Annotated in this window: 19 protein-coding genes and 1 pseudogene; 7 read left to right on the top strand and 13 right to left on the bottom strand. The window is 48.9% G+C overall.

Translation table 11 applies throughout. The annotated features are described in order from the left end of the window. Positions 1–139 precede the first annotated feature (139 nt). A complete protein-coding gene (locus B4V02_RS22790; RefSeq protein ID WP_094156532.1) occupies positions 140–1,099 on the bottom strand; it encodes an L-lactate dehydrogenase in 960 nt (319 codons plus the stop codon). A 537-nt stretch (positions 1,100–1,636) separates the two neighbouring features. Here B4V02_RS22790 and B4V02_RS22785 point away from each other — a divergent pair. The 3 genes from B4V02_RS22785 to B4V02_RS26295 all read left to right on the top strand — a co-directional run bounded on the left by B4V02_RS22785 (position 1,637) and on the right by B4V02_RS26295 (position 3,602). Next, positions 1,637–2,386 carry a MerR family transcriptional regulator gene (locus tag B4V02_RS22785; RefSeq protein ID WP_094156531.1) on the top strand — a complete coding sequence of 250 codons (750 nt, stop codon included), beginning with the start codon at positions 1,637–1,639 and terminating at the stop codon, positions 2,384–2,386. A gap of 160 nt (positions 2,387–2,546) precedes the next feature. Further along, positions 2,547–3,368 (top strand): serine/threonine protein kinase, encoded by an 822-nt coding sequence (locus B4V02_RS22780; RefSeq protein ID WP_094156530.1) that lies wholly within the window; start codon positions 2,547–2,549, stop codon positions 3,366–3,368. A 114-nt stretch (positions 3,369–3,482) separates the two neighbouring features. Continuing rightward, positions 3,483–3,602 (top strand): YjcZ family sporulation protein, encoded by a 120-nt coding sequence (locus B4V02_RS26295; RefSeq protein WP_208618692.1) that lies wholly within the window; start codon positions 3,483–3,485, stop codon positions 3,600–3,602. A 187-nt stretch (positions 3,603–3,789) separates the two neighbouring features. On the opposite strand, the gene B4V02_RS22775 is transcribed toward B4V02_RS26295, so the two are convergent. The 4 genes and pseudogenes from B4V02_RS22775 to B4V02_RS22760 form a co-directional block, all read right to left on the bottom strand. Further along, on the bottom strand, positions 3,790–3,969 hold the full coding sequence (locus B4V02_RS22775) for a hypothetical protein (RefSeq protein ID WP_007428491.1): 180 nt from the start codon (positions 3,967–3,969) through the stop codon (positions 3,790–3,792). A gap of 87 nt (positions 3,970–4,056) precedes the next feature. Beyond that, a complete protein-coding gene (gene gntK / locus B4V02_RS22770) occupies positions 4,057–5,610 on the bottom strand; it encodes a gluconokinase (RefSeq protein WP_094156529.1) in 1,554 nt (517 codons plus the stop codon). Positions 5,611–5,650: 40 nt separating this feature from the next. After that, positions 5,651–5,791: pseudogene (locus B4V02_RS22765) on the bottom strand (GntT/GntP/DsdX family permease); the annotation flags it as partial. Positions 5,792–5,938: 147 nt separating this feature from the next. After that, the gene (locus B4V02_RS22760) at positions 5,939–6,634 is read right to left on the bottom strand and encodes a GntR family transcriptional regulator (protein ID WP_007428494.1); all 696 of its coding nucleotides are present in this window, start codon (positions 6,632–6,634) and stop codon (positions 5,939–5,941) included. 192 nt (positions 6,635–6,826) lie between these two features. On the opposite strand from B4V02_RS22760, the gene map reads away from it, so the two are divergent. Beyond that, a complete protein-coding gene (gene map / locus B4V02_RS22755) occupies positions 6,827–7,573 on the top strand; it encodes a type I methionyl aminopeptidase (RefSeq protein WP_007428495.1) in 747 nt (248 codons plus the stop codon). Positions 7,574–7,732: 159 nt separating this feature from the next. On the opposite strand, the gene B4V02_RS22750 is transcribed toward map, so the two are convergent. After that, a complete protein-coding gene (locus tag B4V02_RS22750; protein ID WP_094156528.1) occupies positions 7,733–8,212 on the bottom strand; it encodes a CcdC family protein in 480 nt (159 codons plus the stop codon). 168 nt (positions 8,213–8,380) lie between these two features. After that, positions 8,381–8,857, bottom strand: a complete 477-nt coding sequence (locus tag B4V02_RS22745) for a disulfide oxidoreductase (RefSeq protein ID WP_007428497.1) — start codon at positions 8,855–8,857, stop codon at positions 8,381–8,383. A 236-nt stretch (positions 8,858–9,093) separates the two neighbouring features. Here B4V02_RS22745 and B4V02_RS22740 point away from each other — a divergent pair, with 236 nt between their 5' ends. Next, positions 9,094–9,720, top strand: a complete 627-nt coding sequence (locus B4V02_RS22740) for a nitroreductase family protein (RefSeq protein ID WP_007428498.1) — start codon at positions 9,094–9,096, stop codon at positions 9,718–9,720. Positions 9,721–9,813: 93 nt separating this feature from the next. On the opposite strand, the gene mprF is transcribed toward B4V02_RS22740, so the two are convergent. Further along, entirely contained in the window at positions 9,814–12,456 is a 2,643-nt protein-coding gene (gene mprF, locus B4V02_RS22735; RefSeq protein ID WP_094156527.1) for a bifunctional lysylphosphatidylglycerol flippase/synthetase MprF, read from the bottom strand. Positions 12,457–12,632: 176 nt separating this feature from the next. Between mprF and B4V02_RS22730 the strand changes: the two genes are divergently transcribed. Together B4V02_RS22730 and B4V02_RS22725 are read left to right on the top strand one after the other, a co-directional pair. Further along, complete coding sequence (locus B4V02_RS22730) at positions 12,633–13,394, top strand: AAA family ATPase (protein WP_094156526.1); 762 nt, start codon at positions 12,633–12,635, stop codon at positions 13,392–13,394. A 262-nt stretch (positions 13,395–13,656) separates the two neighbouring features. Continuing rightward, entirely contained in the window at positions 13,657–14,859 is a 1,203-nt protein-coding gene (locus tag B4V02_RS22725; protein ID WP_094156525.1) for an MFS transporter, read from the top strand. Between the two features lie 67 nt (positions 14,860–14,926). On the opposite strand, the gene bioC is transcribed toward B4V02_RS22725, so the two are convergent. The 5 genes from bioC to bioA are packed head-to-tail and all read right to left on the bottom strand — an operon-like array spanning position 14,927 to position 19,798. After that, positions 14,927–15,793, bottom strand: coding sequence for a malonyl-ACP O-methyltransferase BioC (gene bioC, locus B4V02_RS22720; protein WP_094156524.1), 867 nt, complete (start codon positions 15,791–15,793; stop codon positions 14,927–14,929). Further along, a complete protein-coding gene (locus B4V02_RS22715) occupies positions 15,783–16,514 on the bottom strand; it encodes an alpha/beta fold hydrolase (protein ID WP_094156523.1) in 732 nt (243 codons plus the stop codon). Before B4V02_RS22715 ends, bioC begins: the two co-directional genes overlap by 11 nt. Next, positions 16,511–17,680 (bottom strand): 8-amino-7-oxononanoate synthase, encoded by a 1,170-nt coding sequence (gene bioF / locus B4V02_RS22710; protein ID WP_244188392.1) that lies wholly within the window; start codon positions 17,678–17,680, stop codon positions 16,511–16,513. Before bioF ends, B4V02_RS22715 begins: the two co-directional genes overlap by 4 nt. Beyond that, a complete protein-coding gene (bioD, locus tag B4V02_RS22705) occupies positions 17,664–18,434 on the bottom strand; it encodes a dethiobiotin synthase (protein WP_094156521.1) in 771 nt (256 codons plus the stop codon). Before bioD ends, bioF begins: the two co-directional genes overlap by 17 nt. After that, complete coding sequence (bioA, locus tag B4V02_RS22700; RefSeq protein WP_094156520.1) at positions 18,431–19,798, bottom strand: adenosylmethionine--8-amino-7-oxononanoate transaminase; 1,368 nt, start codon at positions 19,796–19,798, stop codon at positions 18,431–18,433. Before bioA ends, bioD begins: the two co-directional genes overlap by 4 nt. Positions 19,799–19,805 lie beyond the last annotated feature (7 nt).

Genomic DNA, 19,805 nt, shown 5'->3' with positions numbered 1-19,805 from the left:
AAGGGGGTTCAGTTGGTTGAAAAATAAATATATCATATGAACACCTCGCTTTGGAAAGAATGTGGTGACTTGATAGCTAGTTTATCCCCACCGGATTGAAAAAGAAATATTACAGTTCAATCCGGCGTAATAAACGTTTTTACACCAAGCCCGGCATGGCGCGAATATTATCGCTGATGAGACGGCAGGAGGCGTCGAACTTGGCTTGTTCTTCGGGGCTTAGCTCCAGCTCGATGATTTCCTGAATTCCTCCGCTGCCGATGATTGCCGGAACGCCCGTGCAGACATCGCTGTGCCCGTACTCGCCGTCCAATACGGTAGAAACCGCTATAATTTTACCGTCATCATTCAAAATGGAACGGGTAATGTAGGCCAGCGCATTGGCTATGCCAAAATAAGTAGCGCCCTTGCGGGTGAAAATTTCCCAGCCTGCATCCTTCGTTTTCCGGGCAATGTCCTCCAGATCCACGTGGCTGAATCGCTCTTTATGCTGACGCAAAATGTGCAAGAGTGGCTTTCCGCCAATCGTGACGTGTGACCAGGCGACGAATTGGGAATCGCCATGTTCGCCAAGGGCATAGCCCTGTACGCTGCGGGGATCGATGGAAAATACTTCAGAAAGCAGCGTCTTGAGGCGGGATGAGTCAATAGAGGTGCCTGTGCCGATCACCTTGCTGCGCGGCAGACCGGAAATACTCTGCACCAGATAGGTCACTATGTCGACAGGATTAGCTGCAATGACGAAGATACCGTCGAAGCCACTCTCCATAATGGCTGTTACAATCTCCCGAGTGATAATCACTGCGTCATCCAATACCGACAGGCGGTCGTGTTTCCCCTGCTTCGGATTGGCCCCTGCTGTTATAATCACAACATCCATATCTGTGCAATCTGCAAACGTTCCCGCATGTACCTTAGTACGTGTGGACGTAAAATCCATACAATGGGATAGATCGAGGGCATGTGCCAAGGCTCGGTCATATGTGCGGTCAATCATCATAATTTCGTCACAAATGGACTGGTTGACCATTGAGTAGGCACAGCTCGAACCGACCATTCCCGCGCCGACAATCGCTACTTTCCTTGCCTTCCCCTTCATTTATGTTTCCTCCTCGTTCCAGTGAACGTTAATATGCTACAAATTATGTCTGAAATCCATTTTACGTTACATAACATAACATATTGATGATCTTTTGAAAATATTCATTGTTTTACCTGTATACTGCAAAATTAAAAAGAAACTGTAAAAAGAGCTGCTTTTTTAAGATGAATTGCAGCAAAATCGCGAATTAATTGACGTTTTCGCTTAAATACAGGATAAGGTGGTTCAAATTTCAGCTTGAGGAATCATCTATATGGACAAAAAAATACAATATGTTTATGGGAGGAATAGTGCCATCAAAATACTGGGAGTATGACATTTATGTGACGTTTCGAAAAAAAGCTCTAAATCTGCATAGATCAGAAGCATTTCCGCGTGTCGTTTCTTGCATTTTTTTATAATCTTCGGCCATGACAAAGGTTCCTAGCAGTCCGCAATATTAGAACTTTTTTGCCAAAGGGTTTCCATTTGATTCCGCGAATTGTACATATACAAGCTTATTTCTTTCCATACCATCCGGGGAGGTAATGATCAATGGAAGAAGGCAGATCGACGACGGAAGCGGCCAGACAGTTGAAAATCGGGGCAAGTACCCTTCGTAAATATGCGGCAGCACTGGAGGAGCAGGGCTATGTGTTTCAGCGTTCCGCGAACCAGTCGAGAGTTTTCAGTCCAGAAGATATCGAGTGCCTGAAGGTAATGCGGGGAGCTCTGCGTGAAGAGCATATGACGATGGATCAGGCAGTACAGGTGGTGCTTGAGAGGGTGACCGCACCATTCCCAGTCGTGGAAGAAGAATTCCGTTTGCCGCCCGTCTCGGATGCGGAATCATTGACTGCAACCTGGGAGGAGATATTGGCGGCGGCTGAGGGCAGGGATGCGCATAGGGTACAGGCGCAAGCCGCTGCTACTCTGGAGCCGACAGGCTTACAGGATGAAATCAATGTACAGGAACTTTCAGAAGAATCGGTACAGCTACAGCTGCAGGAGCCCATAGAGTCACAAGAAATGACGCAGGTGCAGGATATGGTGCAAAGTGCTTTGCTGGAGATGCGAAGTCGTTTGGAAGTGCTGGAAGCGGAGCATAGCCGTTTGGTGGAAAAAAATATTAGCCTTTCTAACCAATTGGAGGATCAGAGACGCTGGATGAAAGAACGGGCCGACGAGGAACGGGATCGACAGCTAATTACCAATTTGCGTACCTATCAGGGCAGACAGCGCAAATCGCGCAGTTCGCTGCTATCCTGGCTCGGGTTGGCGCCGCGCAGACGTAGAGAGGCATGAGCTTCATTTTTCTGGTAGACCATCAGACCTTCATGGCTCTGGTGGTCTTTATTGTGATGGTATAATGATGGAACACAAGAACAACACAAGAATTAAAGAATAAGAGAACAAGCCGCATGGAAAGAGATTGGCTGCGGCATGTAAAGGAAAGGGCATAAAGATGTTTGCTTGGTTGCGAAACACTTATCAATCATGGATCGATTATCCGAAACAGCCTGGCGATATACTAAGCGGACGGTATCGTATTCTTTCACTGCTGGGCATGGGCAGCTATGGTCTGACCTACCTCTGTCAGGATGGGCAGAGTGGGCAGGAGGTAGCGGTCAAGTTGCCCAGACCGAGCAAGCGGGCGAAGGCAGTTCAGTTGCTGCAGCGTGAGGCTGATATCATGCAGCAGATGGACCATCCCTATATCCCGAAGCTGCTCGAAAGGGTAAAGCATCCGAACGGAATGTACCTGGTCATGGAATATATCTCGGGCAGAACGCTGGAGGATCTTATATTTGAAGAGGAGCGTTCTTTTTCAGAGCGGGAATGCATCGTCTACATGCTGGAACTGATGGAAAGGGTTATGCATGTGCATGAACGGGGCTATATCCATCGGGATATCCGCATCCCGAATGTGCTTTATCGAGAAGGGAAACTATACTTGATCGACTTTGGTCTTGCGCTGGCGGTAGGAGAACGACAGGAGGATGTATTTACCGAAGCCATGCTGGACAAGCGCGCGCCTGAGCGACAGGACGTCGCTGTCTATAGCGATTTGTATGATGTCGGTCACTTGATGCTTTTTATGCTGTATAGCAGCTACGAGCCGCAGCCGGATCAACCACCGGGAAGCTGGCAGGAGGAATTGAAGCTCAGTCCATCTGTGCGTCATATGCTGGAGCGGCTTTTTCAGATGGGTCCTCGGTATGAACATAGCCGACAATTTATACTGGAGCTGGAGGAAGCATTACAGCAGATGGAGGCTAATCCGTAATGCCAGCCTATAGAGATAACCAGGCATTCGCCGTAAAAATGGGGGAATGCCCCTTACGCACTTGACCAGATCTACATACAATGCTCCTGTAAATGAGCGAAAGGAGTGCTGTAAATGAGTCATATGTGTGGTATAGGGGGTTGGGGTTACGGTCCAGGAGTCTGGACTTCTGTAGGAGCAATTCTGGTTCTGTTTATTTTGCTGGTGATTATCTCTAAAACCTTGTTTCTGTAATTTCGGCAAAAGCCGATTTCCTGTAAAATGCACAGATGTTGCCCTTCATAAGAAGGGTGCATAACAATAAAGCGAAGCTCCTTGATGAGAAGGATCTTCGCTTTATTAGGATTGAAGGAGTTATCGTTCCTTCTTGTGTTCCGATATATTCCATCGCAATATCCTGTTGCTGTTTCTTATTCCTGGACTAGGAACTGGAGTAATGGCGACGTTTGTCCTTATAATATCGGTGCCCGTTATGGCTGTTCCTGTAGCCGTCTGATGAAGAATGGCGTCTACGGTCGTAATAACGATCTGAGCTGCTGTATCGCTGCTTATGAGAATGAGAGGTGGAATGTAGCAGGCGGTGCAGCATTTTTTTGAGCATCGTCTAATCCTCCTTCTTATCCTGTCCAGCTTACATAGACAGGTTCTTATGAAACGGTAATACGCAACCAGGCTGCAACAGGTTCCATTAATTTAAAGCCTGTAGGGACTTGGCCTGAAACTCCGCAATATCCTTGAACTCTTCTTCAAATTTACGTGAGATGCGGATATAAATCGGCAGTAACTCGCGGTAAATATCTACATGCTCTGCCACAGGCTTATGCTGGTGGGTGGTGCCAATCATACCAGATACAGCATCCAGTGAGTCAATCCGTCCCAGGGTATACAAGCCCAGAATAGCTGCGCCGAGACAGGAGCTTTCCAGACTTTCGGGGATAATGACCTCCTGATCGAAAATATCCGCCATAAGCTGACGCCACAGCTCCGAGCGTGCGAATCCGCCAGTGGCGTGAATGACTGACGGCCTGCCGATCACCTCTTCCATGGCGAGCATAACCGTATACAGGTTGAACAGTACGCCCTCCAGTGCGGCGCGAATCATATGCTCTTTTTTGTGGCGCAGGGATAATCCAAAGAAAGAGCCGCGTGCATTCGGGTCCCACAGAGGTGCGCGTTCGCCGGATAAATACGGAAGAAAGAGCAGACCGTCGGAGCCGGGACTTACCTGTTCCGCGATTTGGGTCAGCACATGATACGGATCAATTCCCAAGCGTTTGGCCGTTTCCACCTCGGAGGCTGCAAATTCATCCCGTATCCAGCGGAACACAATTCCGCCGTTGTTGACTGGACCGCCGATCACCCACAGCTTTTCGGTCAACGCGTAACAAAAAAAGCGTCCCTTGGCATCGGTCAGCGGCTGATCGACCACGGTACGGATGGCTCCACTGGTACCGATGGTGACCGCGACAACCCCCGGTTTGATTGCATTCACACCGAGGTTGGACAAGACCCCGTCACTGGCCCCGATAACAAAAGGAGTCGTTTCCATCAGGCCCATGTCATGGGCGTAATTCTTATCCAGTCCTTGCAGCACATGAGTCGTCGGCACCAGCTCGGACAGCTGTTCCTTCGTCACACCTGCAATGCGCAGCGCCTCCTCGTCCCAATCCAGCTGCTGCAAATTCATGAGACCTGTCGCGGAGGCAATCGAATGATCGACCACATATTGATGGAATAACCGGGCCAATACATATTCTTTAATCGAAATGAATTTGTACGTCTGGGCCGCCACATCGGGTAAATCCCGTGTGATCCACATCAGCTTCGTCAGCGGTGACATGGGATGAACGGGCGTCCCGGTGCGTAAGTAAATGTCGTGTCCGTTGTACTTATGCTTGAGCGCTTCAGCCCATTTGGCGCTGCGGTTGTCTGCCCAGGTGATGGAGGCGGTCAACGGCTTGCCGTTTTTGTCCACCGCCAGTACGCTGTGCATGGCCGAGCTGAAGGAGACGAAGAGCACATGCCCGGCTGGGACTCCGCTCTGTTTCATGACCTCTTGCACCGTCGTCACCACGGCTTTGAAAATGTCCTCCGGGTCCTGCTCCGCCGCATCCGGCTCAGGTGTATGCAGCGGATAGCCTACATGATGCTGGGCGGCAATATTGCCGTTTTCCTCAAAAAGCACTGCTTTGGTACTGGTCGTACCGATATCGACGCCGATCATATATCGGGTGTCTGCCATAGTCAATCTCCCCTTCACTTACCGTTATTAGCTATTATCGTTAAATTAACACACTCAGCAGCATAATCAAACCGAAAGCAACCAGGGAGAGAATGGTTTCCATAACGGTCCATGATTTTAGAGTCTGCGGAACGGACATGTTGAAAAATTCCTTGATCATCCAAAAGCCGGCATCATTCATGCCCAGGCATCCCGTTAACCAGTGCCTCCTAATTCATTCGTGCGCAGTTGGATGTATACTTGTCGACAACTTCAATTGGAAGAAGAACCGCACCTGCTAAAAACGCGTAAAGCGCGGTGCATCGGCTCTTTGTCATGTATGTACAAACTAGGAGCGTGCCTTGTGATAGGGAGACAGCACGCTGTCGTTAACCGCGTTGCGAGTATCTCGATAATGATCCTCAATAAACTCGAATAGCTCCTGCGCGTCACCCTGATTTAAGGCGTTTGCAAAGGTGCGATGTTTGTGAATCGTAACTTGGGATTCTTCAATGTTGGACGCAAAGCGTTGTTCTGTGGCAGCCAGCATAACCGTCAGGATCAGCTGTCTCATTCCATTCCAGGTATGAAGAATACGGGTATGGCCTGCCTCCAGAACCAAGGCTTCATGGAAATTAAAGTCCTGAAGAGAAAATTCGACGACATCTTGGTGCTTGAGAGCGACTTCCATTTTGTCGATCATTCGGTTTAAAGCGGTTACCAACCCGGTATTATCGCTATGTACATACCTTTGTACAACAAAATGCTCAATCAGCTTTCTTACGTCGAACAGTTCCTCCATATCAGCGGGGGTCATGCCGATGACAATCGCTCCCATGCGCTCCAAACGGAGAAGGCCTTCACTTGCAAGTACCTTCAAAGCTTCGCGTACAGGAGAACGACTTGTGCCAAAATCGGCAGCAATCTGGTTCTCAGACAGCACGGTGCCGGGGGGCTGTATGCCGCGTATAATTTGGAGCCGGAGTTCGCAAGCAATCCTTTCCCCAAGTGTTGCACCCTGTAACCAGGTTGTTGGATATTTCATAGGATACTCCTATCTTGGAAATGATTTTGCATCCTTGTATACAAGTTACGGGTATTATATACCCAATTTAAGATACTTGTAAACGGTATCAACGGACATTGGTTCCATTTCGCTGCTTTTAGCGTTACAATAGAAGCAGCAAAAGGAAGTAGTGAAAAGTGGAACGAACACGGAAAAGAAGGAGACCGTTTAATGATTATCATTAAAACTAAAGAACAAATTGAAAATATGAAAAAAGCTGGCGAGATTTTGGCTGCTTGTCACCGGGAAATTGCCAAAATGATCAAGCCGGGTATTACAACACTGGAAATTGACGCCTTTGCGGAATCATTCATGAAAAAGCATGGTGCAACGCCGGAGCAAAAGGGCTATAACGGCTACCAGTTTGCAACTTGCGGATCACCTAACGATGTGATTTGCCATGGCTTTCCGAACAAGACGCCGTTGAAGGACGGGGATATCGTAACCATCGATATGGTTGTGAACCTGAACGGCTGGCTGGCGGATTCTGCTTGGTCGTATGCAGTGGGTAACGTGTCTGAGCAGGCACAGAAGCTGCTGGACGTCACCAAAGAATCTCTGTACAAAGGGATTGAGCAGGCGGTTATCGGTAACCGGATCGGGGACATTTCCCATGCGATTCAAACTTATGCAGAAGCAGAAGGCTTCTCGGTCGTACGCGAATTTATTGGGCATGGCATCGGGGAAGAAATGCATGAGCAACCACAGGTTCCGCATTATGGACCACCGCATCGCGGACCGCGTCTGAAAGAAGGCATGGTCATTACGATTGAGCCGATGCTCAACACAGGCACATACCGCAGTAAAATTGATGCGGACGGCTGGACCGCACGTACGCTGGACGGCGGTTTGTCGGCGCAGTACGAGCACACGCTGGCTATTACAGCGGACGGCCCGATTATTTTGACCCAGCAATAAGAAGAGACAGCAACCGGGTAGCGTACAGCACATGCTGCCCCAACTAAACCAAAAGACCAAAAAGGCACGGCTCCTGCTGGGAGAACGTGTCTTTTTGGTCTATACAGCAACATGCCATAATGCATGTAGGTTCCTGTTGGTCAGATGCAGGCTTACGTCTCAGCTCGAAACAAATTCGCGATATTGAAAATACATACGCAGCCGCCAGTGCAGCAAGGTCCCGAAGGCTAATATAAAGAATAGCCCTGCTGTCTGCGGAATAGTGATGTAATGCTGAATAAACTCATGCAGCAGCAGCCGGACGATCAGCAGGCTGATCAGGATAAAAAAGAAGGCCCGCGAACGTTGTACGTAAACCTTCCCATCTTGAAGTTCAAACTTGGTACTGCGGATCAGCGGATAGGAAAAAATAAACCAGCCGATCAGAAAAGCGCCAAGTGCCCAAAGCCAGGGAACCCGTATCTCTGGCACGACAAACATCATAAAGCCGGTGCTCATGCCGAGTGGAGGGATGATGATCTTTTTGGCGTTAATAGGACGGTGACCTGTCTTCATGCGGATAAAAATTGCCGAAATAGCGATTAGGATCATGCCGAAGGTCGCGCCATATTGCAGAAATGGGGTGCTGATATGAAACATGAACTGGGCCCCCTCTATAAGGAATGTAAGCGTTATTGGACAGACTGCAAACCTCTATCATTATAACACATATGTAATGGATATAATTAGTCACAGTCTTTCCTCCGGCAAGCGGATTATACGCCTCAAGGGTGGTGCCTGACCCCTATAATCGGGTCACTATCATGTTTATGCGAGAACCTTGGCTTGTACCTCTCCCTGAGCTGATTTTTTCTCCTGGCGCATGATATATCCCATCGCTGCAATAATAAGGATAAAGGCAATGAGTGCGAGAAAAGGAATGGTGATAAAATCAAGCCAGTTCAGGTAATCCTGTTCACAGGATACTCTGCCGCAGGAGGTTGAGGCTTGCGTAGCTGCTTTGGCGGCTGCATGGATACGCTGAATCGTAAAATGATAGGCTGCAATCGCGCCTCCAATGATAGCCAGCGGCATGACATAACGGCGTATTCCCGTATCTCCCCGAAAATAAGCGATCCCGAGCAAAAGGGTCAGGGGATACATCAGAATGCGCTGAAACCAGCACAGCTTGCAGGGCTCATACCCCAAAATTTCGCTGAGGTACAGACTGCCTAATGTAGCCACACAAGCTACAACCCAGGCGGCAAACAAAGCAATATCCGTTTTTTTAAATGATCCAATCATAGTAGCGCTCCTTTTTCATCAAATAAGAACCAATAAACTCATTATGTCTTGTCCGATCGGCGGGCATCTACCGATATGAATGTCTTACTCGTATTTTACTGCATTTTGAGTGAAGGGTCATCATCCTTAAACATATTGACATCATTCACTATCATTTTTATAATTGCAGTAGTTTGGGAAGTTAATGAGTATTCAAGTTAGATATATAATATGAAAACATTAGGAGTGTGCCCACAATGTCGAGCATCCAAAAGAACGAAACACTTTCTGTTATTAGTGAAAGACACGCGGTGAAAAGCTATGTGAAGGATTTTAAATTGCCGGAGGGTGACCTGGAGACTATTTTGACGGCTGCTATTGAAGCCCCTTCTGCTTGGAACCTTCAACACTGGAAATTTCTCGTGATCGAAAGCGAAGCGGACAAGCAAAAATTGTTGCCTATCGCCTACAACCAAGGTCAAGTTGCAGAAAGCTCCGTAACGATTGCCGTATTGGGCGATTTGGAAGCAAACCGTAACACAGTCATTTATGATCAAGCGGTAGAAGCAGGCACATTGCCAGCAGAAATTCGTGATGCCTTGGTGGGTCAAATCAATGGTGCATACCAAAATCCGCAAGTAGCTCGCGATGCAGCGATCCTGAATTCTTCTTTGGCGGCACAAAACATTATGCTGGCTGCTAAATCTCTGGGATACGACACTTGTGCTATGGGTGGCTTTATTCCTGCACAATTGATCGAGCAATTCAACATTCCTGCACGTTACCTGCCAGTCATGCTTATTAGCGTAGGCAAGGCACAAGTTCCAGCACGTCCATCAGGACGTTTCCCACTGTCCGAAGTAGTTGTAAAAGGCAGTTTCTAAGAATCCTTTCCAAATCAAAAGGTGTTCCTGCAACCGTTGTGGTTGGGAACACCTTTTTTATGTCGGGTTTTGCTGTTGTCAGCATGCTTTCGTTTAGTCGGAGCGTTTGGATACCAGATATACCAGATCCAGTGTCAGGATTGGCAAAAAGACGGAAGCCGGATAGGCCAGATAGCGTGGCTCCCACTGCGGCTTGAATTTATCCTTAAAGCGTCGAAGCCCCTGAAAGCCGTAGAAATGCCCCCCATATTGAAACACGAGCCGGGCCAGCTTTTCCTCGCGCAGTGCCTTTTCACTTTGTCCTACCTGAGACAGCGGTGCCATGCCGAGATTAAAGGTCGTATACCCGTTCTCCTTGGCCCACTCAATGACCCGTGTGAATAAGTAGTCCATCGTGCCATTCGGTGTGTCAGGCAGGTGGCGCATCAGGTCAATGGAAACCGTCCGTCCATGATCATAGGCAGGGGCCATTGTAGCAAAGGCGATAACCTTTCCTTCGGGGTCCTTTAACAGTGCAATTGGTGCTAGCTGAAGATAAGGTTCTTTGAACCAGCCGAGTGAATACCCCTTTTCCTTGCGTCCGTCCAGCCAGATGTTAGAAATATGACGCAGTTCCTCCATGAGTGACGATTCTAGGGGCGGCTGAATCATTTCGAACGAGTAGCCCTCGCGGTCAAAGCGGTTTTTGGCGCTGCGCAGCGCCTGGTTGCTTTTGCCTGTCAGTGTAAAGGACTCCAGTGGCACCAGCGCTTCCTCGCCCAGCTTGAAAAAGCGATAGCCGTTCTCGTGATAGATGGACAAATACTCCGGTGATGCCTGATAAAATACAGCCGTCAACGCATACCGATCTGCGAAGCGTTGGAATTCCTGAATCGCTTTACTCACATGCTCTTTTGAACCGAGCGGGTCGCCCAATACAATCAGCTTGTCCCGGCTGCGAGCATAGGGAATAACCACTTCTTCGTTCTTGGTCCAATACAGATACTTATCCCCAAGAAAAAGCATATGAGAAACGAGATTGCCGCCCTGTCGATCCAAAAATTCTTTTAGCTTATTCAACTCCTGCGTATCGGGCAGATTACCGATTATGCGTTGCGGTCTGAGGAAGAAATACACCGTCAGGAACACCCATGCCAAAATCAAACTGAACACAGCAGTAACCCCGTAATCACTACGGTTCATAAAAAAATCCAGATGAACCTTGGCATGCAGATGGCGCATAAACGGAGTATTGGAGCCTGCTCCAATCATAAAATAAGCCCCGGTTACGAGGAGAGATAACCCGCCCCATATAAAAATGTTGTGCCGATTCAGCGGCGCACTGACCCGATAAAACCGTGAACGCGAAATCCACAGCATTAATGCCACGAACAGCAAGAACAAGGCTTCTTCAAAATCCAGACCTTTGATGAAGGTGAAAATAGCGCCCGCCAACAGCAGTATCAATGTCAATCGCAATGCTCTGCGAATACGCAGAGATATCCCGTGGGACAGGACGACAAGCATAATCCCGATGATAACCGAGATTTCGTGCGATAAGCGCATGACAGGCAAACTGAGCAAATGCTCGGCAAAACGGAGCCGATATAACAGGCCGGGCGTAGCTGCCGACAAAAGAAGCACAACGCCGGAGATGAGTACCAGCTTGCCAAGCGCCCATACCCCCAGATCGGCCAAAAACCGGAACTGACCAGGCCAGCCCCATACCTTCTGCCAGGCATTGAGGGAGTAATCCCAACCTGTCTCGGCCAGTTGGCTCAAGCGCTCGTTGCGCGGAATCATCTCCAGTGCGGCCAGGACCAGGCCGATCAGCCACGGAATGATGAAATAAAAGACGCGAAAGACCAATAGCACAGCCAGGGCCCGATCTGGATTGGCACCCGCCAATTGCAGTCCAAGCAGGGCAATGATGTCGAAAGCACCAACCCCTCCGGGTGCGAGACTGATGAGTCCGGCTATCGCGGCAATGACATAAATGCCGAACACGGCACTGATTGGCAGCTCATGGAGCAAGTATGAGCCAATCCATGCAAAGGTAAGACCGGCCAGCAGCCATTCCAGCAGCGAAGCGCCAATGGAGGCGGAGATCGTGGACCAGGAGAGCCGGCCTTCTCCCTTATTGAACCATTTGGCGTAACGCTTGGATCGTTGAAGGGTCAGAAACAGCGGCAGGTACAACGCCATTCCCCATAGCGCCCAATGAAGCCATGGATGAGCATCTACTACAGGCTGGACCGGATACAGATGGATAATGGCTCCCCAAGCCAGTAAAGACAATCCTGTAATGACGATGGGCGAAAGGAATACGACCGCAGAGGTAATGACACCCAGCGGCACGCCGCTTTTTTTGTACAGCACAGTGCGTAGTCCCGCGCCTGTAAAGCCTGCAAAGCCAAAGACATTATTGAAGGTATTGGCGATCCAGGCGTACCGAAATGTCGTTCCAGGCTTGACCTGAAGCTTGAAATGATGCCTGATCACGTAATCGTATGCGCTCATGGCCGCCACGGCTGCCAGTGAGAACAAGCCGATTTCGATGAGGAACGCGGCATCCATTCGCCGCAGCTCATGAAGCATACGCGCCAGATTGAAGCTTTTCAGCTCACGTCCAGCCTCCCATATAATAAAAGCCAGTACAGCCAGCGGTAGCAAAATACGCGTCATTCGCTGCCTGTAGATAGTTATTATGAACTGTACGATTTTAAAGGATTGGATTGGTTTGTGATTTGGATTCATCGATTCACCTGCCTGAAAAATAATGAAATTTACCCTACTATATATTATACCTGTATTTACCGCTTGAATAACAACAGAAGGGTTACGAAAATGGGATTTCAGATTGATTGCTGTAAATCATTCCAATATAATGGTGGAATGCCTAGCAAATTGCTTGGAAATGGAGCTGAACTGGAATGAGTATATGGGATCGCAATCTTTTTATACGTCGATTGGAGCTGTTGTTGCCTCCAGATGCTGACAGGAGCCAATATCCTTTTAACTTAAAGGCTCTTCACCAGTGGAATGAACTCAAGTTCCATCCTTCCGTTACCTATATCGTTGGAGAAAATGGTGTGGGTAAATCCACGCTTATGGAGGCAATCGCAGTCGCCTGGGGATTTAATGCAGAGGGTGGCACCAAAAATTTTAATTTTTCTACACAGGCCACACATTCCTCGCTGCATGAGCATATCCGGCTGGTAAGAGGGGTAGACAAGCCAAGGGATGGCTTCTTTTTCCGGGCGGAGAGCTACTATAATGTGGCGACTCATATTGATGAGCTGGATCGAGAAGGAAGAGGTCGACCCATTCGAGAGTCCTACGGGGGGAAGTCGCTGCATGAGCAGTCGCATGGCGAGTCTTTTTTTGCTGCATTTGTGCATCGGTTTGGCGGACACGGGCTGTATATTCTGGATGAGCCGGAAGCCGCCTTATCGCCTTTGCGCCAGATGGCCATGCTTGCACGGATTCACGAACTTGTACAGCAGGGCTCACAGTTTATCATTTCTACGCATTCCCCGATTTTGATGGCCTATCCCGACTCTGTCCTGTATCATCTGACACATGAAGGAATCGATACCCGGACGCTGGAGGAAACTGATCATTTCGTCATCATGAAGCAATTTTTGAACAACAAGGAAAAGATGCTGCATGAGCTATTCGAGGATTCCCAATAAGGAACTGATATTGAGGAGCATATTCGCTTGATAAGTAGGAAACTGGATGAGTTCAAATCTCAATGTGGATATTCGACGGATACCATTTCTGAACGCACAGGCTCCTTTTTGCTGTCCTGTCAAAGGAAAGATTCAGGGCTAACGGAAGTATTTTATGTTGTTATTTGCCTCTCGCTCTATTAATATAGTTTTGTTGATAAAATAGCTGCAAAATAAGATTTTCGCATGCGAAATAAAGAGGCTGAGGAGGACAAAACGCAACATGTCAGATTCACAACAGTTGAAAATGGGACCGCTGGTCATTTTGATGATTAATATGTTTATTGCCATGCTGGGAATTGGGCTTATCATCCCGATCCTTCCCAAATTTATGAATTCCTTGGGAGGTAGTGGTGAAACGGGAGGCTACCTGGTTGCCGTGTTTGGCTTGACCCAGTTTCTGTTTTCACCGTTAGCTGGAGGATGGTCCGATAAATACGGACGTAAAAAAATGATTATTATCGGTTTGGCAATCATGACGGTGTCTTCTGTATTATTTGCTATTGGACACTCGTTGACGATGCTGTATATTTCCCGTTTGCTGGGAGGAGCGGGAGCTGCCTTTATGATTCCTCCGATGATGGCTTATATTGCCGACATTACAACGGTACACAATCGCGGCAGAGGAATGGGTTTGCTGGGCGCCGCCATGTCCCTTGGCTTTGTTATCGGCCCTGGTGTGGGCGGCTTTCTGGCGGATATCTCCATGCGCACGCCTTTATATGTTTCGGCCTGCGTATCGGGCTTGGCTGCGCTGATCTCATTGATTTTACTGCCCGAAACCTTGTCGCTCGAGAAGCAGTTGGAATTTCGGAATGTTAAGGTCAAGCGCGATAATGTGATTAAGCAGTTTGCACTTTCTTTTCGCAAGCCGTATTTTATGCTGCTGATTATGATATTCACGCTCACCTTTGGGCTAACGCATTTTGAAACCATGTTCCCTTTCTTCGTAACGGGCAAGTTCCATTACAATGAGCGTGATATTGCCATCATCATTACAGTAGGTGCATTGGTCGGAACAGTGATTCAGGCTGTGGTCATCAGTCCGCTGTTAAATCGTTTTGGTGAAAAAAGTGTTATTATAGGCTCCTTTTTGTTTTCTGCGATTTCCCTCGTGCTTATGCTGCTCTCTGGTAACTTTTATTATGTACTCGGGGTTTCCCTTATCTTCTTTACCGCCACGTCGCTACTGCGACCAGCCATTAATACCGCTTTATCCAAAATGGCGGGAGATGAGCAGGGCGTTGCAGCCGGGATGAACAATGCCTATATGAGTATTGGTAATATTCTGGGACCTGCGCTGGCGGGTACGTTGTTCAAGGTGCATATCAATTTGCCGTACATTTTCGGGGCAGCCATTCTCATTCTTAGCTTGGGGCTGGCTTTAAAATGGAACAGCAGAGGTACGCAAACCACAGCGGTGTAGTATTATTGAAAAACAGGACGTTTCTTGAACGAAACGGTCCTGTTTTTTTGATTTGTATCCTTAAAGATCATTCAGGTGTTGATGCCTGAATAAATACAATATCATAAGTCGCTGCAACACCTTCCGGCGTACTAAAACGATTTTCATACTCTTTATACAGGCTGGTGAACAGACGTCGCGATCCGAGACTGTGGGAAATAACGGCTTCTGAAGTGCTAGCTCCCAGCGCTTTTACAGATAATAGAAAATCCCTTGGTGAAGCGTATTCTTCCGTTAACAGCTTACATTTATATTGAATATTGGAGAAACCAGTTGTTGTTAATGAATCTTTCCATTGATTTGCAGATTGAAACGTGAGTCCGTGCCTCTGGGCCACCATACCTTTAGCACGGTAAACTTCTTCAAAAGCTGTATGCAACTCGTGGAAGGTACGAGGCCCGAAGGTCGCGAATGCAAGTATCCCTCCGGGGCGAAGCAGTCGGTAAAGGTAATTCAGTGTTTGCTGCGGCTGGCTCAACCATTGGAAACAAGCACTGGAAACGATGAGATCGAACGAAGAGGCAGGAGTGTGAGCCGCCCACTTTTCGACATCGGCAAGCAAAAAGCGAATATCAGATGAAGGCCTATCGTTCGAGCCTACAGGGTTTGCAGTACCCAGCACACGCTGTTCAGCGGCCAGAAGCATTGCAGGCGCAATATCCAGTGCAGTAATAGACGAGTGCGGCCATCTGTTCACCAAAATTTCAGTTAGAATACCGGTGCCGCATCCGATCTCAAGCATGCCGAGTTTATTGGAATCATCAATATTTGCCTGTTGCATAAGGAATTCCGCAAGCATGTCCGCCATGGTGCGCTGCACATGAGCATGCATATCATACAACCCTGCCGCGCTGCGGTTAAATTGCCGTGCAATCGCTGCTTTTCTACTGATCATGCCACCAACTCCTAATTGATTCAGCTATAGATGCCTCCCTGCCCACAAACGGAGCATGTCCGCTATCGGGTATGGCTAGTAGTTTTGCCTGAGGCAATTGCATGAGCAGCTCCTCTGCCGCCTCGTAAGGACAAATCTGATCTTCGGTGCCGTGTATAAGAAGAACTGGACAATGAATGGTCGGAAGTCGAGAGAGGCACTCCACATGACGGAGAGTTTCAAGCCCCGCGATGAGTGCCGGAGTTGTCCAGTCGCCTACGAGGGAACGATGATTCCTGAGATCCGACGCTGTTTCCAGGTCCGTAAACATCATCTGACTGAATTTGCTCTCTATAGCCTGCCGATCTCTTTGGAGTCCGGTGATCATCTGCCTGACATAGGCGTCTCCCCAGCCGCGATTCTGTTGTTCTTTGGGACGAGTAAACCTGGCTGTTGCTGAAAAAAGTACAAGTCCATCTGCCAGTTTCTGATCCGCGAGTTTCAATGCCAATAGCCCGCCCAGTGACCAGCCTCCTATCAGAAAAGGAGCAGAGCCTGAGGAAAGCAGACCTTTCGCTGCCGTTTCGGTCAAATGCAGCATCTCCTCAGAGGAAGCAGCAGCGCTGTAATCTACAGAAGCATGATGAAAATCAGGGAGAAGCCCGCGCAGCCGATCAAAGACCTGATTTGACATACTCCACCCGGTTAGCCACAGGATAGTGCCGCCTAATTGTGACCTCATGACTCCAAAACCCCTAGTTGAAGTCCTAGCCTGCAAATTTTCGTAACGGCATCTGCTAACTCCTCCAGGGAATGTGCAGCCGATAAAGAGAAGCGAATTCGCGCAGTCCCCTCGGGTACTGTTGGAGGACGAATGGCTATCGCCGCAATACCTTCGTTTTCCAGAGCACTGCTAAATTGCAAAGCCTTATGATTATGGCCTAGCACCAAAGGTACAATTGCGGAATCGCCGTTGCCGATATTAAAACCTGCTTCACATAATGAGGAGCGAAAAAATTCGCTTGCCGCGAACAACCGCTTACGACGCCAGTGTTCTGTTTGTATCAGCTTTAACGCTTGAACAGCCCCCGCTATAAGAGAAGGGGGGAGCGCCGTTGAATAGATAAGCGGCCTCGCCTTATTCATCAGCCATCTGATGAGTGTCTCACTCCCACAAACATAAGCTCCGTAGATGCCAAACGATTTGCTGAGTGTTCCCATGTGAATATCCACATCATTTTTTACTCCGAGTGCAAAGGTCAATCCTTCGCCACGTGGACCGTAAACCCCTCCGCTGTGTGCCTCGTCCACCATCAGCAGGGCATTAAACTCCCGTTTGAGTGCAATAAGGTCGTGCAAGCGCGCCTGATCACCATCCATGGAAAAGACTGCGTCCGTCACGATGAGCTTCCGTCGTTTATCACGAAATTTATGCAATAAGGCACGCAAATGCTCCATATCGTTATGGCGATACCGCGCATGCTCGGCGCGGCTCAAAATAATACCGTCGACGATGCTGGCATGGTTGAGCTGGTCGCTGAATACCACATCGCCGCGGCCCACAAGCGCGCTAATGACACCAACATTGGCTATATACCCGTTTGCGAAGACAAGTGCCGCATCACAGTTTTGCCATGCTGCCAACGCTTTTTCTAGCTGTGCATATGGCTGCCGATTGCCGGTTACAAGCCTGGAGGCACCGGCACCAACTCCTTCCTTGAGGAGTGCAGCACGCATCGCTTCAATAATGGCAGGATGCTGGGCCAGCCCCAGATAGTCATTCGAGGACAAGTCCAGTAGTGCTCGTCCGCCATGCATCACGTAACCAGGACTTTCGGGAATAGGGATATGGATACGCAAGCGGCGTTCCATTGATGCGTGGTCTAATGCCTCAAGTTCTTTTTTCATCCAAAGGATGACCATCACCGCCTTGTAATGACAATGCTTGCCTGATCGGCGCTAATTGAATGTTTTTTCGAACAGAGTGGATAAGCATCTCGGTATTTGTCTTGTCATTAGCCTCGTTATATAGGTATGGAAAATGTCCAAGGACCTTCAGGCCGCCGCTGTAGCGTTCGATGAGTTCTGCATTTGTCGCGGCACTTGGATTATCCAGGGCATCAACACATTCGTTGTTGTTCATGATGATGCCTACAATCGGGATTCCGCGCTGCTGCAAGAAGGAAATGGTCAGAAGTGTATGATTGATTGTACCCAGACCGGATCTGGCCACGATCAGAACAGGTACGTGAAGCATGGAAATCAGGTCAATCACCAGCGCGTTATCGGTCAACGGTACAGCGACCCCACCCGCCCCTTCAATAAGCAGTGCTTGATAGCGCCCGATAAGTGGTTCTCCTGCGGCGATAATCTCCTTAAGACTAAGCGTCACACCAGCCTGCTTGGCGGCAAGCATTGGGGTCAGAGGTGCTTCGAATGTAAAAGGTGCTACAGCCTCGGGGCGTTCACAGATGCCTGTGCTTTGCAGCAGACGTTCGGCATCCGTTGCTCCGCTGCCAAGAAGGCCGCCGGACTGCACAGGCTTCCAGACACCTGCATTTAGACCTTCTGCACGCAGCGCAGCGGCAAGCGCCGATGTCACAATGGTCTTTCCAACGCTGGTATCCGTACCGGTTATAAACATTCCCCGTAATGTGCTCATATCGTTATTCCATTTTCGGTGACGTCCACAATGGATGCTGCCAAAATATCGGTCATGGCATTCAACTCATCCTCTGTACTGGCAAGAGGAGGGATGAATACGACAACATTGCCAAGCGGTCTTGTGAGCATTCCAAGTTCTCTTGCACGCTCGGCAGCGCGAACGCCGATCCGATCTTCCCAGTCGTATGGCTCGCGTGAAGTCTTATCACGTACGAGTTCGATTCCGATCATCAGGCCCTTTTGCCGAATTTCCCCGACATGCGGCCGTTCTTTAAGTGCCATAAGCTTTTGCTCGACCAATGAGGCCTTTGCTATTACGCCTGTTAGCATATCTTGCTCCTCGATTCGTCTTAGACTGGCCAAAGCAACGGCACAGCCAAGCGGGTTTCCAGTAAAGGAGTGTCCGTGGAAAAATGTTTTTTGCTCTTGATAATCGGCATAGAAGGCATCGTATATCTCGTCAGTCGCAAGTGTCGCGGCGACGGGCAAGTAGCCGCCAGTGAGTCCTTTGCCGACAACCATCAGATCAGGCGAAACGCCTTCGAGATCGCAGGCAAACATGGCTCCTGTGCGACCGAAACCTGTTGCGACTTCGTCCGCGATGAGAAGTACTTGGTGTTTGCGGCAAAGCAAGGCCATTTCCCGCAAACAGCCTGGCGGCATGATGATCATTCCTGCCGCTCCCTGCACGATTGGCTCCACGATGAGAGCTGCTATTTCATCCCCACGAGTCTCAAGCAGATTGCGTAAAGCGGTTAAAGTAGACTCCATTGCACCCGCCGCGCCGCCTTTGTGGCGGTAAGCATAAGGATAAGGAATGGTCTCTGTGGGAAACAACATCGGTCGGAACACATCATGATACAGGGGAATCGCGCCGACGCTGACTGCCCCGATGGTATCTCCATGGTACGCTTGCTTCATCGTAATAAATGTCTTTTTCTCATGTACTCCGCGGTTGTGCCAGTATTGAAACGCCATTTTAATTGCGATTTCGACACCAGTTGCTCCTGAATCGGAGTAAAACACTTTGTTTAAGCCCTTGGGGGTGATTCTCACCAGCTTCTCGGCCAGTTCGATGGCAGGTACATTCGCCATTCCAAGCAGTGTAGAGTGGGCGACCCGCTCTAACTGATCCGTGATCGCCTGATTGAGTTCCGGTACGTTGTGACCGTGCACATTCAGCCAAACAGAAGAGAATCCGTCATAATATGACCGGCCCTGGATGTCATACAGTTTGACACCTTGACCACGCTCGATAATAAGAGGGTCCAACTTGTTGTAATCTTTCATTTGAGTAAAGGGAAGCCATAAGTGCGCCTTATTCATGGCGGCGAGACGTTCATAGTACGTAATGATCACCATCCTTCGC

The sequence above is a fragment of the Paenibacillus kribbensis genome, from assembly GCF_002240415.1.
In the GTDB taxonomy this organism is placed as follows: domain Bacteria; phylum Bacillota; class Bacilli; order Paenibacillales; family Paenibacillaceae; genus Paenibacillus; species Paenibacillus kribbensis.
The sequence above is the reverse complement of the archived record's forward strand: the minus strand, read 5'-3'. Positions and strand labels throughout refer to the sequence as shown.

Coding starts and splice junctions, on each gene's coding strand:
- B4V02_RS22775 (WP_007428491.1), bottom strand. CDS start 3,969: ATGCTCAAAAAAATGCTGCACCGCCTGCTACATTCCACCTCTCATTCT.
- B4V02_RS22790 (WP_094156532.1), bottom strand. CDS start 1,099: ATGAAGGGGAAGGCAAGGAAAGTAGCGATTGTCGGCGCGGGAATGGTC.
- bioD (WP_094156521.1), bottom strand. CDS start 18,434: ATGAGCACATTACGGGGAATGTTTATAACCGGTACGGATACCAGCGTT.
- B4V02_RS22730 (WP_094156526.1), top strand. CDS start 12,633: ATGAGTATATGGGATCGCAATCTTTTTATACGTCGATTGGAGCTGTTG.
- gntK (WP_094156529.1), bottom strand. CDS start 5,610: ATGGCAGACACCCGATATATGATCGGCGTCGATATCGGTACGACCAGT.
- map (WP_007428495.1), top strand. CDS start 6,827: ATGATTATCATTAAAACTAAAGAACAAATTGAAAATATGAAAAAAGCT.
- B4V02_RS22760 (WP_007428494.1), bottom strand. CDS start 6,634: ATGAAATATCCAACAACCTGGTTACAGGGTGCAACACTTGGGGAAAGG.
- bioA (WP_094156520.1), bottom strand. CDS start 19,798: ATGGTGATCATTACGTACTATGAACGTCTCGCCGCCATGAATAAGGCG.
- B4V02_RS22785 (WP_094156531.1), top strand. CDS start 1,637: ATGGAAGAAGGCAGATCGACGACGGAAGCGGCCAGACAGTTGAAAATC.
- B4V02_RS22715 (WP_094156523.1), bottom strand. CDS start 16,514: ATGAGGTCACAATTAGGCGGCACTATCCTGTGGCTAACCGGGTGGAGT.
- bioC (WP_094156524.1), bottom strand. CDS start 15,793: ATGATCAGTAGAAAAGCAGCGATTGCACGGCAATTTAACCGCAGCGCG.
- B4V02_RS26295 (WP_208618692.1), top strand. CDS start 3,483: ATGAGTCATATGTGTGGTATAGGGGGTTGGGGTTACGGTCCAGGAGTC.
- B4V02_RS22780 (WP_094156530.1), top strand. CDS start 2,547: ATGTTTGCTTGGTTGCGAAACACTTATCAATCATGGATCGATTATCCG.
- B4V02_RS22740 (WP_007428498.1), top strand. CDS start 9,094: ATGTCGAGCATCCAAAAGAACGAAACACTTTCTGTTATTAGTGAAAGA.
- B4V02_RS22745 (WP_007428497.1), bottom strand. CDS start 8,857: ATGATTGGATCATTTAAAAAAACGGATATTGCTTTGTTTGCCGCCTGG.
- B4V02_RS22725 (WP_094156525.1), top strand. CDS start 13,657: ATGTCAGATTCACAACAGTTGAAAATGGGACCGCTGGTCATTTTGATG.
- B4V02_RS22750 (WP_094156528.1), bottom strand. CDS start 8,212: ATGTTTCATATCAGCACCCCATTTCTGCAATATGGCGCGACCTTCGGC.
- mprF (WP_094156527.1), bottom strand. CDS start 12,456: ATGAATCCAAATCACAAACCAATCCAATCCTTTAAAATCGTACAGTTC.
- bioF (WP_244188392.1), bottom strand. CDS start 17,680: ATGAAAAAAGAACTTGAGGCATTAGACCACGCATCAATGGAACGCCGC.